This is a genomic window from Pseudomonas turukhanskensis (genome assembly GCF_027922365.1).
Taxonomy (GTDB): domain Bacteria; phylum Pseudomonadota; class Gammaproteobacteria; order Pseudomonadales; family Pseudomonadaceae; genus Aquipseudomonas; species Aquipseudomonas turukhanskensis.
In genome coordinates this window covers 100,269-114,799 of sequence record NZ_BSFN01000013.1, presented here as the reverse complement: position 1 = coordinate 114,799, position 14,531 = coordinate 100,269, and the positions used below count along the sequence as shown (strand labels likewise).

Sequence of the window (14,531 nt, the reverse complement as noted above, 5' to 3'; positions counted from 1 at the left end):
TTACCGAAATGCTTATTGCCGTATTGATCTTCATCGCCACTATCGTCCTGGTTATTTGGCAGCCTAGAGGTCTAGGCGTGGGCTGGAGCGCCACCTTTGGCGCTGTCCTCGCCCTGCTGACTGGCGTAGTCACACTGGGCGACATACCCGAGGTTTGGCACATCGTATGGAACGCCACGGCGACGTTTATCGCCGTGATCATAATCAGCCTTCTGCTCGATGAAGCCGGGTTCTTTGAATGGGCGGCGCTGCATGTTGCGCGCTGGGGGAAAGGCAGCACGCGCAAGCTGTTCGCTTTTATCATCCTGCTCGGCGCCGCTGTGTCGGCACTATTCGCGAATGACGGTGCGGCCTTGATTCTCACGCCCATCGTGATTGCGATGCTGTTAGCACTGCGATTCTCCCCCGCCGCAACCTTGGCGTTCGTGATGGCGGCAGGATTTATTGCCGATGCCGCGAGCTTGCCCTTGGTGGTATCGAACCTGGTCAACATCGTTTCTGCCGACTACTTCAACATTGGTTTCAGCGAGTACGCATCCGTCATGGTGCCGGTGAATCTGGTTAGCGTGGCGGCGACGCTGGGCATGCTGATGTGGTTCTTCCGAAAGGAATTACCCAGAACCTACGACATTGCACAACTGCATCACCCGAAAGAAGCCATCCGCGACAGCCCGACGTTCATCGCCGGTTGGTGGATCCTTGCGGTGCTGTTGGTGGGTTTCTTCGTAATTGAGCCACTGGGTGTTCCGATCAGCGCGGTAGCGGCGGTCTGTGCGGTCATCCTGTATGTGATCGCAGCCCGTGGTCATGCCATCGACACCGGCAAAGTGCTCAAAGGCGCGCCGTGGCAGGTAGTGGTTTTCTCTTTGGGGATGTACCTGGTCATCTACGGGTTAAAAAATGCGGGCCTGACGGATCACATTGCGCAAATTCTCAACGTATTCGCGAGCCACGGCATCTGGGGAGCCTCACTCGGCACAGGGCTTCTGACCGCGTTCCTTTCCTCGATCATGAACAACATGCCGACCGTCCTGGTAGGCGCTCTACCGCGCTTGGCTTGAGTTTCGTTGGATGCAGGGGCAGCTAGTGGGTGGCTGCACCAATTGTGGTGGCGCCCTACGCCATTTGGATGGCCGTTACGGCGCGTACAACAAATGCTTAATGTGCGGCGGAAAACCCAGCGGCTTGCATTAAAACGAAAGTCCAGTACCACAGCTTCCCGCCTAGAGGGCTGGAGTCGGCGTACGCCCCCGGAAGGTTTTGGGGAATTTGAGCGGACAGAGGTGGCGGCGCTAAGAGCCAAGAAGCTAAGCCGGTAACAAAAAAGCTAAGAGAGTGGGAAGGTCTTAGTGGATTAGCAGTAGACGCCGTACTCAATTCGCCCGAGGTAATTTAATACCGCTTCACAGCCGTCGCGGTCAGTCAGGACGAGCTCGATGGGCGTTCGGCGGTTCAAACCCCGCGCTGGCTGATGCATCCACCTAGCTGCTAGGCCCCTATTTCCGAAAACTGAAGTTGCGTAATCCATAGTTTCCACGACGCGAAGAGTTCTCTGAGCTTCTTGCTCCCAGTGGTTCGCATTCTTAGCCATAGTAATTCAGCCTCGATACTCAGGTGCAGGGCGTAAGGAATCGAAGAATTGGCCCTAGAGAAGCTGGTTTGCGCCAAGGGCAGCCTCTACCTCACACCGGACTTTTTTAAGCAGCTCATCCAATGAAGTTCTTGGGTTCTCGAGAAGATAACTCAACACGACAATGCTTGTCGGGTGAACATCTAAAGCAGCCGAAATCTTGCTGATTTTTTCCAGCGACGGGCTTTTTAGCCCCCTCTCGACATCGCTAATGTAGGTCTGACTCGCCCCAACTCCTTCCTGTGCCAATCCTTTCTGCAATCTAACCCTCAAAATCGCTTCACCTACCGCTCGTTTGTGTTCCATTTGTAGAGCTCACAAAAGGAACGATGAAGCCTTTCACAACCTTAAAGCGCTATGCTCAATAGAGTATATTGATGTTTTTTTGCTCGATTTACCAACATCTCATTGAGCCAGCCGCAGGAGAGTTTTATGAATGGAAGTGTTGAAAACGAACTGTCGTACGCCAATCTTTTCAATCTAGATTTTTTAAACCGTCAAGTAATACAACAACGGGTACCCCTGCCTTGGTTCTATGCGGAGGTAGAAGTCAGGCGATCAGGTGAAATGGCGAGGGAAATGCTCTTTTTGACATCCTATGACGCACTTAGAACCATTCTTGCGACCCAGAACAAAAGTCTAACTATCAATACGATTTTCTACGTCACACCGGGCTATGTGAATAATAGTAATGAATGGAAGATGGAATCCCTAACCGAGATCCTAGAGTTTCAAGAAAATAACGGTGTAATCACACCATACCTCAAGATCACCGAAGACAAATGGTATGCCGGCCTAGAGGTGGGCGAAGGCTCTACACCGGTAGAGGCGCGTCCCGTTTTCACGCCTAGGATCCGATAATTCCAAATCGCAAAAAAAAATGTCAATAACCCGCACGAAAGCACGATTAATTGACAATTTTCCTAACGCTAAAACCGTTGGCGAAAAGTTATGACCTTCGAACCAGCTCTAATTCGGGGGTTCCAGCCGTCAGGATCAAATCAAAGCAAATATATAGACAAAAAAAACTCCCCATAAGACCCCATGAGGAACCCAGCTTCTATGAAAGGTGTCTTGATAAGGGAGGCACAAGCCGACAGGCGTATGCGCAGCAGTAAGTAGGTCAGCCTAGTCACTGCTGGGGCGGGAGCCAAGCTCGGGCATGCGTTAGGGCAGTTGCCGGCGGGGCGTCACGCGCGTGCGGCAAAGCTACCGGAATGTGCCCTACAGGGCAAACGCGCACTCGTCGGCGTAGCTGGCACTTTGCCACATAACTAGGCATTCTTAGCCGCTTTTATTTGCAGCCTTGGCGTCTCTGCTAGCGTCTTGAGTAGCTGCAACATCTTTATACGCCGTCAGCGCAGGACTTATGCCCGTGCCTCGATTGTTCACCCACCAGCGCGCACCCGGCGACTCACTCGCCACAACCCTGCCCAATTCGGTCAAGGGCGCCTTGGTGGTGCTTGTCGTGGTGATGCTGGGCTTGCTGTTCTGGCAGCTGTATCACGAGCTCGAACAGGGCGAAGAAACGCGGCACAAACGCGAGCAGGAATATGGCCAGCAACTGGCCGAGCACATGGGCCTGAGCATCGAGATGCGGGCCCACGCGGCGCTCGCCCTGCTCAAGCAGACGGCGCAGCAGCCGCCAAGTAGCGAAAAGTACCCGGCATTGCTGGACAGCCTGCGCGGTATCTTCCCGGCGCTGAACAGCCTCGTGTGGCTTGACCGCGATGGTCATCTGCTGGCCGATACGCAAACCGCTGCCAGCGACCACGCCTTTATTGGCAGCCTGTTCCAGCGCAATCAGGGCAAGCCCTACCAGTATGTGTTCAACCCCGATGGCGACGGGCAGATCTATGCCTTTCTGCCCCAGGGCGGCGAGCAGGGTTATTGGGTGGTGCGCATGGGCCTTACGCACCTGCGCCGCAGCATCCGCGACTTCTATAGCAGCGACCACCGCTGGCAACTGGAAGACAGCTACAGTCATCGCGTTTTCGCCACGCAGCCAGCGCCGGCCAACGAGCACGTCCGCGAGACCACCGAATTCGAGCTGGCCAATACCGCGCAATTGGTAGCGTTGCCGGGCACCGATCTGATGGTGCGCAGTGTGGTCGACAAAAACGGCGCCTGGACCGAGCAGTTGTCGGCCGTAACCGGCAAGTTCCTGCTGTTCATGGCCTGCGCGCTGCTTACCTTGCTGGCATTGTTTCGCCTGCTGCGTGAACAAGCCCGCCTGCGCGCCATGACCACCGCTTCACGCCGCGAACTGCGCGATGCGGCCACGGCCCTGGGCGCCATTGAAGAACGCGTAGTGGTTACCGATGTTGGCGGCCATGTCCGTTACCTGAACCCGCAGGCCGCGCAGCTATTTGGCTTGTCGGCAGGCGAGGCCCGCGGCCGCCACCTGCTGGACCTGTTGCCCAGCCTCAATCCGCTGCTGCTGCAGGACGCCGAACCCCACGACGATTTCAGCCCGGTGTGGGTCGAGCTTGAGCAGCACAAGCAACAGCGCGTATTCAGCGTTACCCGCAGCCTGTTCAAAGACGGCAAAGAACACAGCCAGCCCGGCCATGTGTGGGTGCTGCGTGATGCCACCGAACAGCAACTGGCGCTGCATATTCTGGAAGACACACGCAGGCGCTATCAGGACATTTTCGAAGGCAGCGGCGTGGCCCACTGCGTACTCGACCTAGCGGATCTGCGCACGTATTTGCATATCCACCAGATCGAAACGCTGGGCCAATTCGATCATTGGCTGCGCACTCACCCGCAGTTGCACGACGAGCTGATCCAGCACCTGCATATCACCGAAATCAACCAGGTGGCCCAGCAGCTATTGGGCGTCGAATCGACGCAAGAGCTGTGGAACCACCTGGTGGATGTCGGCCCCATCACCCCGGAAAACGTGCGGTATCAACTGATCGGCGCGGTGCTGAGCAAGCAGCGGCAGATCGAGATGGAAAGCCAGATCGTCACCCCGCAAGGCAACGAACGCCACCTGTGGCTGGTGTTGCGCCTGCCGGAACAGAACGACGACTTCCACGCCGTTACCGTGAGCATGAACGACATCACCAGCCGCAAGCGCATCGAGCTGTCGCTGATCGAGCGTGAGCGCTTCTGGTCCGATGTGGTGCGGGCTGTGCCGGACACCCTGTACGTGCACGACATGACCGACCGGCGGGTGTTGTTCAGCAACAACCGCCTGGGCCAGCAACTGGGCTACAGCAGCAAGGAACTGCGGGAGATGCCTGGCCACTTCTGGGAAGTGGTGCTGCACCCCGACGACGCCGAACAGTACGCGCGCATGCGCAGCCTGCAACACGTGGTGGGCGATGGGCATTTACTGCAATGCCACCTGCGCTGGCGTCACCGCGATGGCAGCTGGCACTGGTTTGACATCCGCGAACAGGCCCTTAGCCGCACACCGGAAGGCCGCGTGCACCGCCTGATTGGCGTAGCCAAGGATGTGACCGAGCAAATCGAAGCCAGCGAGTTGATGCGCAAGAACGAGCGCCGCTACCGCTTGTTGGCCGAGAACATCAGCGACGTTATTTTCACCACCGACAACAACCTGCATCTGGATTACGTCAGCCCCTCGGCACTGCCGATGTTTGGCTATACGCCGGAGTGGATCATCGCCAACGGTTTCCATCCGCTGGCCGCCAACCCGCGCCAGCTCTCGGACGTCGACCAATTGTTGATACGGGTACGCGTAGCCCTGAGCGATCCGCAAAAGCTGCGCGAACTGCGCCAGCAACTGGCCACGCGGCTGTTTATGGTCGACTGCGTACGCGCCGACGGCCACAAGTTGCCCACCGAGCTGCGCATGACCCTGATGTGGGACCAGGACGGCCGCTTTGAAGGCGTGCTGGGCGTGGGCCGCAATATCAGCCAGCAGCGCAGGGCGGAAAAAGACCTGCGCATGGCGGCCACCGTATTCGAACACTCCACTGCCGCGATTCTGGTTACCGACCCGGCCGGGTATATCGTCCAGGTGAACGAAGCCTTCAGCCGCGTCAGTGGTTACACCAGCGCCCAGGTGCTCGACCAGCAGCCGGGCATGCTGATGGCCGACCGCCAACAGACCAGCCACCAAGCCTACATTCTCAGCCAGCTCGGCCAGAACGGCAGCTGGGAAGGCGAGGTGTGGCTCAAGCGGCGTAATCAGGAAAACTTCCCTGCCTGGGTCGGCATCACCGCCGTGCATGACGATGAAAACGATCTGGTCAGCTACGTGTGTTTCTTCAGCGACATCAGCGAGCGCAAAGCCAGCGAACAGCGGATTCACCGTCTGGCCTACTACGACGCGCTGACCAACCTGCCCAACCGCACGCTGTTCCAAGACCGCTTGCACACCGCCTTGCAGCATGCCGAGCGGCATCTGGAGTGGGTGGTGCTGATGTTCCTGGACCTCGACCGGTTCAAGCCGATCAACGATTCGCTCGGCCACGCGGCCGGTGACCGCATGCTCAAGGACGTGGCCCAGCGCCTGGCGGCCTGCGTGGAAGTCGAAGACACCGTGGCGCGCATGGGCGGCGATGAATTCACCCTGCTGCTGCAAGCCCGCGATACCCGTGAAGGCGCCCTGACCCGCGCCATTCATGTCGCCGAGCAAATTTTGTTGAGCCTGTCGCAGCCTTTCATTCTCGAAGGCCGCGAGTTCTTCGTCACGGCCAGTATCGGCATCGCGCTGAGCCCGCAGGACGGCGACGAGTTGAGCCAGTTGATGAAGAACGCCGACACGGCGATGTACCACGCCAAAGAGCGCGGCAAGAACAACTTCCAGTTCTACCAGGCGGCGATGAATGCCACGGCCCTGGAACGTCTGGAGCTGGAAAGCGACCTGCGCCATGCCCTCGATCAACAGCAATTCGTGCTGCATTACCAGCCGCAGTTCAGCGCCAACGGCCAACGCCTGATCGGCGTCGAAGCGTTGCTGCGCTGGCAGCATCCGCGGCGTGGGTTGATAGCACCCGCCGAATTTATTCCGGTGCTGGAAGAGTTGGGCCTGGTGGTGGATGTGGGCGACTGGGTGCTGGTGGAAGCCTGCCGGCAAATGAACGCCTGGCATGCCGAAGGCGTGAGGGTGCCGAAAGTGTCGGTGAACCTGTCTGCCCGTCAGTTTGCCGAGGGCCAGCTGGGCCAGCGCATTGCGCATATTCTGCACAGCAGTGGTCTGAGCCCGAGCAGCCTGGAGCTGGAGCTTACCGAAAGCATTCTGATGCGCGATGTGCAGGAAACCATGCAGGTACTGATGGGCTTCAAGCAACTGGGCGTAAGCATCGCGGTAGACGACTTCGGCACCGGCTATTCGTCGCTCAACTACCTCAAGCAATTCCCCATCGACGTGCTGAAAATCGACCGCAGCTTTGTCGACGGCCTGCCCAGCGGCGAGCAGGACGCGCAGATCGCGCGTGCCATCATCGCCATGGCCCACAGCCTGAACCTGGCCGTGATCGCCGAGGGGGTGGAAACCCAGGAGCAACTCGATTTCCTGCGTGAGTACGGCTGCGACGAAGTGCAGGGCTACCTGCTCGGCAAGCCGATGACCGCTCACCAACTGGCCGCGCAGTTCAGCGGCAATGCGTTGTTTATGCTGAGCTAAGCTGTCTATCCCGCGCCTTTCCAACACAATGAGGCGAACTTGTCCGCCACATGACCGACTGTCATGTGCCAGATAACGACCAATCCGGTAGAATCCGCCGCTTCCAATCTTCGGGCCAGCACAAGATCTGCTGGGCTAAGGTCAGGCAAGGCGAGCCGCAGCTTTAAAGCGCAGCGTACTTGAGTACGTGAGCCGTTAAAGCGAAAACTCAACGCAGCATGGCCGACGACCAGAAGATCGTTCACGACTTAAAAGGAGATCCTCATGTTTAGCCGTTCTACGACTATCGCCAACTACGACGCCGAACTCTTTGCCGCCATGGAGCAAGAAGCTCAGCGCCAGGAAGAGCACATCGAGCTGATCGCCTCGGAGAACTACACCAGCCCTGCGGTGATGGAAGCCCAAGGCTCCGTGCTGACCAACAAGTACGCCGAAGGCTACCCGGGCAAGCGTTACTACGGCGGTTGCGAATACGTCGATATCGTTGAACAGCTGGCCATCGACCGCGCCAAAGAGCTGTTCGGCGCCGACTACGCCAACGTGCAACCGCACGCCGGTTCGCAAGCCAACAGCGCCGTATACCTGGCCCTGCTGAACGCGGGCGACACCATTCTGGGCATGAGCCTGGCCCACGGTGGTCACCTGACCCACGGCGCCAGCGTTTCCTCCTCGGGCAAGCTGTACAACGCCGTTCAATACGGCATCGACGGCAACGGCCTGATCGACTACGACGAAGTTGAGCGCCTGGCGGTTGAGCACAAGCCAAAAATGATTGTGGCCGGTTTCTCGGCTTACTCGCAGATTCTGGACTTCGCCCGTTTCCGCGCCATCGCCGACAAAGTCGGCGCCTACCTGTTCGTCGACATGGCCCACGTGGCCGGTCTGGTTGCCGCTGGCGTCTACCCGAACCCGGTGCCATTCGCTGACGTCGTGACCACCACCACGCACAAGACCCTGCGCGGTCCACGTGGCGGCCTGATCCTGGCCAAGGCCAACGCCGAAATCGAGAAGAAGCTGAACTCCGCCGTATTCCCGGGCGGCCAGGGCGGCCCGCTGGAGCACGTGATTGCCGCCAAGGCCATCTGCTTCAAGGAAGCACTGCAGCCTGAGTTCAAGACCTACCAGCAGCAGGTCGTGAAAAACGCCAAGGCCATGGCCGGCGTATTTATCGAACGCGGCTTCGACGTGGTGTCCGGCGGTACCGAGAACCACCTGTTCCTGCTGTCGCTGATCAAGCAGGACATCTCCGGTAAAGATGCCGACGCCGCACTGGGCAAAGCCTTTATCACCGTGAACAAGAACTCGGTGCCTAACGACCCACGCTCCCCGTTCGTAACCTCGGGCCTGCGCTTCGGCACCCCGGCTGTGACCACTCGTGGTTTCAAGGAAGCCGAGTGCAAGGAACTGGCTGGCTGGATCTGCGACATCCTGGCGGACCTGAACAACGAAGCGGTGATCGACGCCGTGCGTGAGAAAGTCAAAGCCATCTGCGCCAAGCTGCCGGTCTATGGCAAATAAGAGCGGTAAGTAAGCGTTCGCAAACATAAAAAAGCCCGGCCATGTGCCGGGCTTTTTTGTGGGCCATCAATTCTGCGTAGGGCGAATATACGCAACGCGGATATCCGCCGTTTGCATGAGCATGAATCGGCGGATATCGCCTGGGGCGATATTCGCCCTACGCGACTACCTCGGCAAACCCCGCGCGAATTTGCTCTTCCGGTAATTGGTCGCCAATAAACACGATCACACTCTCGCGCACATCGTCCGCCTGCCATTGGCGGTCCCAGTCAAAGCCGTACAAGCGCAACACGCCCTGGAACACCATCCGCCGGTCCTCGCCGGCGATATCCAGCACGCCCTTGTAACGCAGCAGCGAATTGCCGTGTTCTTCCAGCAGGGTTTCCATAAAGGCGCTGAGTTTGTCGATATCCAGCGCCTGCTCACTCTTCAGCACCAGGGTTCCGATGCGGTCCGCACTGGCCGCTGGCGTGAGCGGGCGCAAACTGATGGTAGCCGGCAGGTCTGCATTTAAATTGAAGCCACGCACATCCAGCAGCTCGGCCAGGTCGATACGGCCGTGCTCCACCACGCGGATTGGCGCGCGCCGATTGATGCGGCCCAGGCGCTGCACCAGCGCGTCGTAGTGCGCGTCATCCACCAGATCACGTTTGCTCACCAGAATGCGGTCGGCAAACCCGACTTGCGCCTGGGCGATCGGTTCGGCCAGGTGGCGTTCGGCGTTGGCGGCGTCCACCAGGGTGATGATGCCGTCCAGCACATAGCGCTCGCACAACTCTTCTTCGGCGAAAAAGGTTTGTGCCACCGGCGCCGGATCAGCGAGGCCCGTGCACTCGATCACCAGGCGGTCGAAGGCCAGCTCGCCGCTGTCCAGGCGGTCCAGCAGCAGGTATAGGGCTTTTTCCAGCTCTACGTGGATGGAGCAGCACACGCAGCCGTTGGCCAGGGTCATCACCTGCACCGGCTCGCTGCCCAGCAACTGGCCATCGATGGGCGTTTCGCTGAATTCGTTTTCGATCACGGCAATCTTCAGGCCGTGTTCGGCCTTGAGGATATGGCGCAGTAGCGTGGTTTTACCGGCACCGAGAAAGCCGCTGAGCACGGTAACGGGAATGGGTTGGGAAGTGGCCATAAAGAAACCTTGAAGTCTGGATACCGAAAATAAACACGCCACGACAAGCGTGGCGCGAGGTCTTGCATCGGTGGGCTCAGCAGCAGCGAATGGGCCGCCCTTTACCACCACCGTAACGGGCTTCCTGACGTTCGCGGAAAAATTCCTCGTAGGTCATTGGCGGCGTATCCGGGTGTTTGTTGGCCATGTGTTCGACGTAGTTGTCGTAGTCGGGCATGCCCACCAGCATGCGCGCGGCCTGCCCCAGGTATTTGCCCATGCGACTCAGGTCATTGAACATGGTCTGTCCTCAGTAAGGGTGGGCCGGCGTAACGCCGGCCCACGCGTCCACTCAGATATGAGGGATAGGTTCGAACGGGGTTTCCTTGTCGCTGCGCTCCGGGCGAACCCAAGCCTCACGACCCACCTTGATGGCATAGAACAGCACGCTGAATACCACGAACAGGAACAGCACCGTGAGGGTGGCGTTGGTGTAGGCGTTGAAGATCACGTGCTGCATCTGCTCGGCGTCCTTGGCCGGGGCAATCACTTGTCCTGCCGCCAGCGCATCGCTGTACTTGCGACCCAGGGCGACAAAACCCACCGCCGGGTTGCTGTCGAACAGCTTGATCAGGCCAGCACTGGTGGTGCAGATCAGCAGCCAGGCAGCCGGCAGCATGGTTACCCACACGTACTGCTGGCGCTTCATCTTGATCAGTACCACGGTGCCGAGCATGAGGGCGATACCGGCCAGCATCTGATTGGAGATACCGAACAGTGGCCACAGGGTGTTGATGCCCCCCAACGGATCGACCACGCCCTGGTACAGCAACCAGCCCCACATTGCGACGCAACCGCCGGTGCCAATGATATTGGCGGCCCAGGAGTCGGTCTTGCGCAACGCCGGCACAAAGTTGCCGAGCAGGTCCTGCAACATAAAGCGTCCGGCACGGGTACCGGCGTCCACGGCGGTGAGGATAAACAGTGCCTCGAACAGAATCGCGAAGTGGTACCAGAAGGCCATGGTGTTTTCACCCGGCAGCACCTGGTGAAGAATCTGCGCGATACCGACCGCCAGGGTAGGCGCGCCCCCGGCACGGGCCAGAATGGTGGTTTCACCGATGTCACGGGCGGTGGCTTCCAGTGCCTCCGGCGTAATCATGAAACCCCAGCTGCTGACAGTCGCTGCAACCGACGCCACATCCGCACCCACGACGGCGGGTGGGCTGTTCATCGCGAAATACACCCCTGGCTCGATGACCGAGGCCGCCACCATGGCCATGATGGCCACGAAGGATTCCATCAGCATGCCACCGTAACCGATGTAGCGGGCATGGGACTCATTGGCCAGCAGCTTGGGTGTAGTACCGGAGGAGATCAGGGCGTGGAAGCCCGATACCGCACCGCAGGCGATGGTGATGAACAGGAACGGGAACAGACCGCCTTTCCACACCGGGCCGGTGCCGTCGACGAACTGGGTAAGGGCCGGCATCTTCAGGTCGGGCATCACGAACAGAATGCCCAGCGCCAGGGCGATGATGGTGCCGATTTTCAGAAAGGTGGAGAGGTAGTCGCGTGGCGCCAACAGCAGCCACACCGGCAGTACCGAGGCCACGGCGCCATAGCCGATCAGCATCCAGGTGATCTGAATGCCGGTGAAGGTGAACATCGGTGCCCACTCAGGGCTGGCAGCTACCTGGCCACCCAGCCAGATGGAACCGAGCAGCAGCACCAGGCCCACGACCGAAATTTCACCGATGCGGCCCGGGCGCACATAGCGCATGTACAGGCCCATCATCATGGCAATCGGGATGGTTGCCATCACCGTGAACATGCCCCATGGGCTTGAAGCCAGGGCCTTCACCACGATCAGCGCCAGCACCGCAAGGATGATGATCATGATCAGGAAAGCGCCGAACAAGGCAATGGTGCCGGGCACCTGGCCCATTTCCTCGCGTACCAGCTCACCCAGCGAGCGGCCGTTACGTCGAGTGGAAATAAACAGCACCATAAAGTCCTGCACCGCGCCGGCTAGAATCACCCCGGCAATCAGCCAGAGCGTACCGGGCAGATAACCCATTTGTGCCGCCAACACCGGCCCGACCAGAGGGCCGGCGCCGGCGATGGCAGCAAAGTGGTGACCGAAAAGGATGTGCTTGTTGGTCGGCACATAGTCCAAACCGTCGTTGTTCAGTACAGCGGGGGTCGCGCGGTTAGGGTCCAGCTGCATCACCTTGTTGGCGATAAACAGACTGTAGTAACGGTACGCAACCAGATAGAGGGCCACAGCGGCCACGACTATCCACAAGGCGTTGATGGCTTCACCGCGGCGCAAGGCCACGACACCCAAGGCACCCGCGCCCACTACCGCCAGAACTGCCCAAGGCAGATGGCGTAGGACGCTATTGTTATTGTTCATGTAAAACTCCGAATGGATGGACGTACAAGCGGCCTTTCGAGTTTAGACGCTTCTGAGAAGCAAGGTATCCGACGATGGTCTATCGCGCTGCACAGGCTAACGCCGTTTGTAAAGGGCTTCAATTCAAGGCTTCTTGTTATCCTCAGCAGCCCCAATCGCCTATTCCTTACTTACCAGTAACTATATAGCGCCGACATAGTGTGACAGGCATACAGCTGAGCGCTTTTTTGCCGGGTTTGAGCATTTCCCTTACATACCCAAAGGCGAACTTCTTCATCACGTGCCTGGCACGAGCGCACATCCATGTAGTCTCGAGCCTACATTGTTGAGCGAAGCGAATTCTATCTGTTCCCCCTAAACGAAGGAAAAATACAGCCTCACCCCATATTCTAAAAGCATCGACATGAATATCACCGCCACGGACACTATTTCCCAACTCAAAGAGTTTCTATTGCTATTCATCTTTACCCTGCATAGGCGTGAAAAATGTTTAAGACGCGCAGCCCCGCTTATTTCATCCACTGCTTTATTTTTTATTGTGTTTACGCCCTATTTGCACGCGCAAGCCGTTCGCCCGCCGGTAAGTCCTGCAGTGCGAGAGTTTGACATTCAAAAGAAACAGCGCCTGCAAGACGAAATAAACCGTGAACTTGATAGAAATCGCCAAGATAACCTGACAGCACCAGCGCCGGCGCCCATCAAATTGCCAGATTCGGCAGCTGAAGACACTGGTCCAAAGTTTCTCATTACAACAATTACTGTTGATGCTGGCGAGCATGCCGCGTTGGCCGCCAATATTTCAGACATCCTCAATAATTACGAAAATCGCGAACTGGGAAATACCGAACTGTTCGGGCTTATTCGAGATGTCACTAATCGTTATGCCGAGCGGGGCTTTTCTACCACGACCATCAGCCTGGTACCCAAGAACATGAAGCAGGGGGCCGTCGAACTCAAGGTGAACTGGGGCTATGTCGAAGGGTGGCTGGTCAATGGCGAAGAACCAAATGTTGCTTATCAGAAGCTTATTACCGCGCTGGCAATGCCGGGGTTAATTGGCAATCCGTTAAACATTCAGCAAGTAGACCAGATGGTCGAAAACCTCAACAACGCAGCAAAAACTGCGCGAATTGATATCCAACCCTCGCAGCGTTTGGGCTACTCATACCTGAACCTCGTAACCGAAGAAAAACCCCTGACGCTTACCCTGCGCGGCGACAACTCAGGCCAGGGCAGCCCAAGCAGCGGCCGCTACCGATTCAGCGCCTCCACCAGCCTGAGTGACCTGTTGCTGGGCAACGATACGCTTGGCCTGAACCTCAGTTCACGCCGCTATCAGCAACCTAAGACGAATGCAGAGTATAACGCTGGCGCCAGTTATTCCGTGCCATTTGGTTATTCCAAAGTAGATCTGCGCTTCAATCATTCGCAGTACGAAAAACCTTCGCGCGGGGCATATGGCGACTATAGCAGCACCGGAAACTCACAAACGTATACCGGTCAATTCAGTCACGTATTAATGCGCGAGAAAACCCAAAAACTTACGGCTCTGGTCGAACTGGAACACAAGAAAAACGCCAACTTTCTGGAAGGCTCGCTCCTGGATGTAAACAGTGAGCCATTTACCAGTCTGGCGTTTGGTTTGGAGCATGTAACGCAATTCTTCGGCGGCTCATTGTATTCCGACGTGAAATACAATCACGGGCTTTCCCTATGGAACTCAGCGCCAGCCGCATACGAAGCTGAGGCATCAGACAGTCACAATAGACAAAGAAAAAATTTCAAGAAAATTGAATTCAATACTGCGTGGTCGCGTTCCTTGCGTGTACTTGATGAGGAATTCAACTTCTCCTCTCGCATTGGCGGGCAATATTCAAAAGATAACCTGATGACTGCAGAGCAAATGGGACTTGGCGACGAGTTTACCGTTCGCGGTTTCCAGGGCACACCGTTATGGGCAGACCAAGGTATCTACATCTCCAACACCCTCAGCCTGCCACTGCAAATGTTGGGTGGAACGATAACGCCGCTTATCGGACTGGATTCCGGTTATGCACGCGATGTCACTTATGCAGAACGAAGCGGCGGCCTCACCGGATTGGCACTTGGCGCCACCGGTAGTTGGAAATATGGCGGCGCTTCTTTAACCCTCGGAGTTCCTTTATCTATGGATGACGCGATTAAAAAAACTACCGACTCATCCGTGCTCTACCTGAGTACCTACCTGAGTTTCTGAAATACTTAATAT

Annotated in this window: 9 protein-coding genes and 1 pseudogene; 5 read left to right on the top strand and 5 right to left on the bottom strand. The window is 57.6% G+C overall.

Annotated elements, in window-relative coordinates; all coding sequences use genetic code 11:
• Window positions 1-8: 8 nt before the first annotated feature.
• Window positions 9-1,046: pseudogene (locus PKE98_RS19270) on the top strand (arsenic transporter); the annotation flags it as partial.
• Between the two features lie 308 nt (window positions 1,047-1,354).
• Here the strand turns inward: PKE98_RS19270 and PKE98_RS19265 are convergent.
• Both PKE98_RS19265 and PKE98_RS19260 read right to left on the bottom strand, forming a co-directional pair.
• Window positions 1,355-1,591: an antitoxin Xre/MbcA/ParS toxin-binding domain-containing protein gene (locus PKE98_RS19265; RefSeq protein ID WP_271196941.1), complete on the bottom strand. Its 237-nt coding sequence runs from the start codon at window positions 1,589-1,591 to the stop codon at window positions 1,355-1,357.
• 54 nt (window positions 1,592-1,645) lie between these two features.
• The gene (locus tag PKE98_RS19260; RefSeq protein WP_271196940.1) at window positions 1,646-1,936 is read right to left on the bottom strand and encodes a helix-turn-helix domain-containing protein; all 291 of its coding nucleotides are present in this window, start codon (window positions 1,934-1,936) and stop codon (window positions 1,646-1,648) included.
• A 126-nt stretch (window positions 1,937-2,062) separates the two neighbouring features.
• Here PKE98_RS19260 and PKE98_RS19255 point away from each other — a divergent pair, with 126 nt between their 5' ends.
• The 3 genes from PKE98_RS19255 to glyA all read left to right on the top strand — a co-directional run bounded on the left by PKE98_RS19255 (window position 2,063) and on the right by glyA (window position 8,753).
• On the top strand, window positions 2,063-2,491 hold the full coding sequence (locus PKE98_RS19255; protein ID WP_271196939.1) for a hypothetical protein: 429 nt from the start codon (window positions 2,063-2,065) through the stop codon (window positions 2,489-2,491).
• A 508-nt stretch (window positions 2,492-2,999) separates the two neighbouring features.
• A complete protein-coding gene (locus PKE98_RS19250; RefSeq protein WP_373877884.1) occupies window positions 3,000-7,235 on the top strand; it encodes a sensor domain-containing protein in 4,236 nt (1,411 codons plus the stop codon).
• A 264-nt stretch (window positions 7,236-7,499) separates the two neighbouring features.
• Window positions 7,500-8,753 carry a serine hydroxymethyltransferase gene (gene glyA, locus PKE98_RS19245; protein ID WP_271196938.1) on the top strand — a complete coding sequence of 418 codons (1,254 nt, stop codon included), beginning with the start codon at window positions 7,500-7,502 and terminating at the stop codon, window positions 8,751-8,753.
• 157 nt (window positions 8,754-8,910) lie between these two features.
• On the opposite strand, the gene yjiA is transcribed toward glyA, so the two are convergent.
• The 3 genes from yjiA to PKE98_RS19230 form a co-directional block, all read right to left on the bottom strand.
• Entirely contained in the window at window positions 8,911-9,885 is a 975-nt protein-coding gene (gene yjiA, locus PKE98_RS19240; RefSeq protein ID WP_271196937.1) for a GTPase, read from the bottom strand.
• A gap of 76 nt (window positions 9,886-9,961) precedes the next feature.
• On the bottom strand, window positions 9,962-10,165 hold the full coding sequence (locus PKE98_RS19235) for a YbdD/YjiX family protein (RefSeq protein ID WP_271196936.1): 204 nt from the start codon (window positions 10,163-10,165) through the stop codon (window positions 9,962-9,964).
• A 51-nt stretch (window positions 10,166-10,216) separates the two neighbouring features.
• Window positions 10,217-12,283: a carbon starvation CstA family protein gene (locus PKE98_RS19230; RefSeq protein ID WP_271196935.1), complete on the bottom strand. Its 2,067-nt coding sequence runs from the start codon at window positions 12,281-12,283 to the stop codon at window positions 10,217-10,219.
• 403 nt (window positions 12,284-12,686) lie between these two features.
• On the opposite strand from PKE98_RS19230, the gene PKE98_RS19225 reads away from it, so the two are divergent.
• On the top strand, window positions 12,687-14,519 hold the full coding sequence (locus PKE98_RS19225) for a ShlB/FhaC/HecB family hemolysin secretion/activation protein (protein WP_271196934.1): 1,833 nt from the start codon (window positions 12,687-12,689) through the stop codon (window positions 14,517-14,519).
• Window positions 14,520-14,531 lie beyond the last annotated feature (12 nt).

Bases quoted from the DNA above. Each gene is read 5' to 3' on its own strand.
- PKE98_RS19260 (WP_271196940.1), bottom strand. From the start codon at position 1,936: ATGGAACACAAACGAGCGGTAGGTGAAGCGATTTTGAGGGTTAGATTG.
- PKE98_RS19265 (WP_271196941.1), bottom strand. From the start codon at position 1,591: ATGGCTAAGAATGCGAACCACTGGGAGCAAGAAGCTCAGAGAACTCTT.
- PKE98_RS19255 (WP_271196939.1), top strand. From the start codon at position 2,063: ATGAATGGAAGTGTTGAAAACGAACTGTCGTACGCCAATCTTTTCAAT.
- yjiA (WP_271196937.1), bottom strand. From the start codon at position 9,885: ATGGCCACTTCCCAACCCATTCCCGTTACCGTGCTCAGCGGCTTTCTC.
- PKE98_RS19230 (WP_271196935.1), bottom strand. From the start codon at position 12,283: ATGAACAATAACAATAGCGTCCTACGCCATCTGCCTTGGGCAGTTCTG.
- PKE98_RS19235 (WP_271196936.1), bottom strand. From the start codon at position 10,165: ATGTTCAATGACCTGAGTCGCATGGGCAAATACCTGGGGCAGGCCGCG.
- PKE98_RS19250 (WP_373877884.1), top strand. From the start codon at position 3,000: ATGCCCGTGCCTCGATTGTTCACCCACCAGCGCGCACCCGGCGACTCA.
- glyA (WP_271196938.1), top strand. From the start codon at position 7,500: ATGTTTAGCCGTTCTACGACTATCGCCAACTACGACGCCGAACTCTTT.
- PKE98_RS19225 (WP_271196934.1), top strand. From the start codon at position 12,687: ATGAATATCACCGCCACGGACACTATTTCCCAACTCAAAGAGTTTCTA.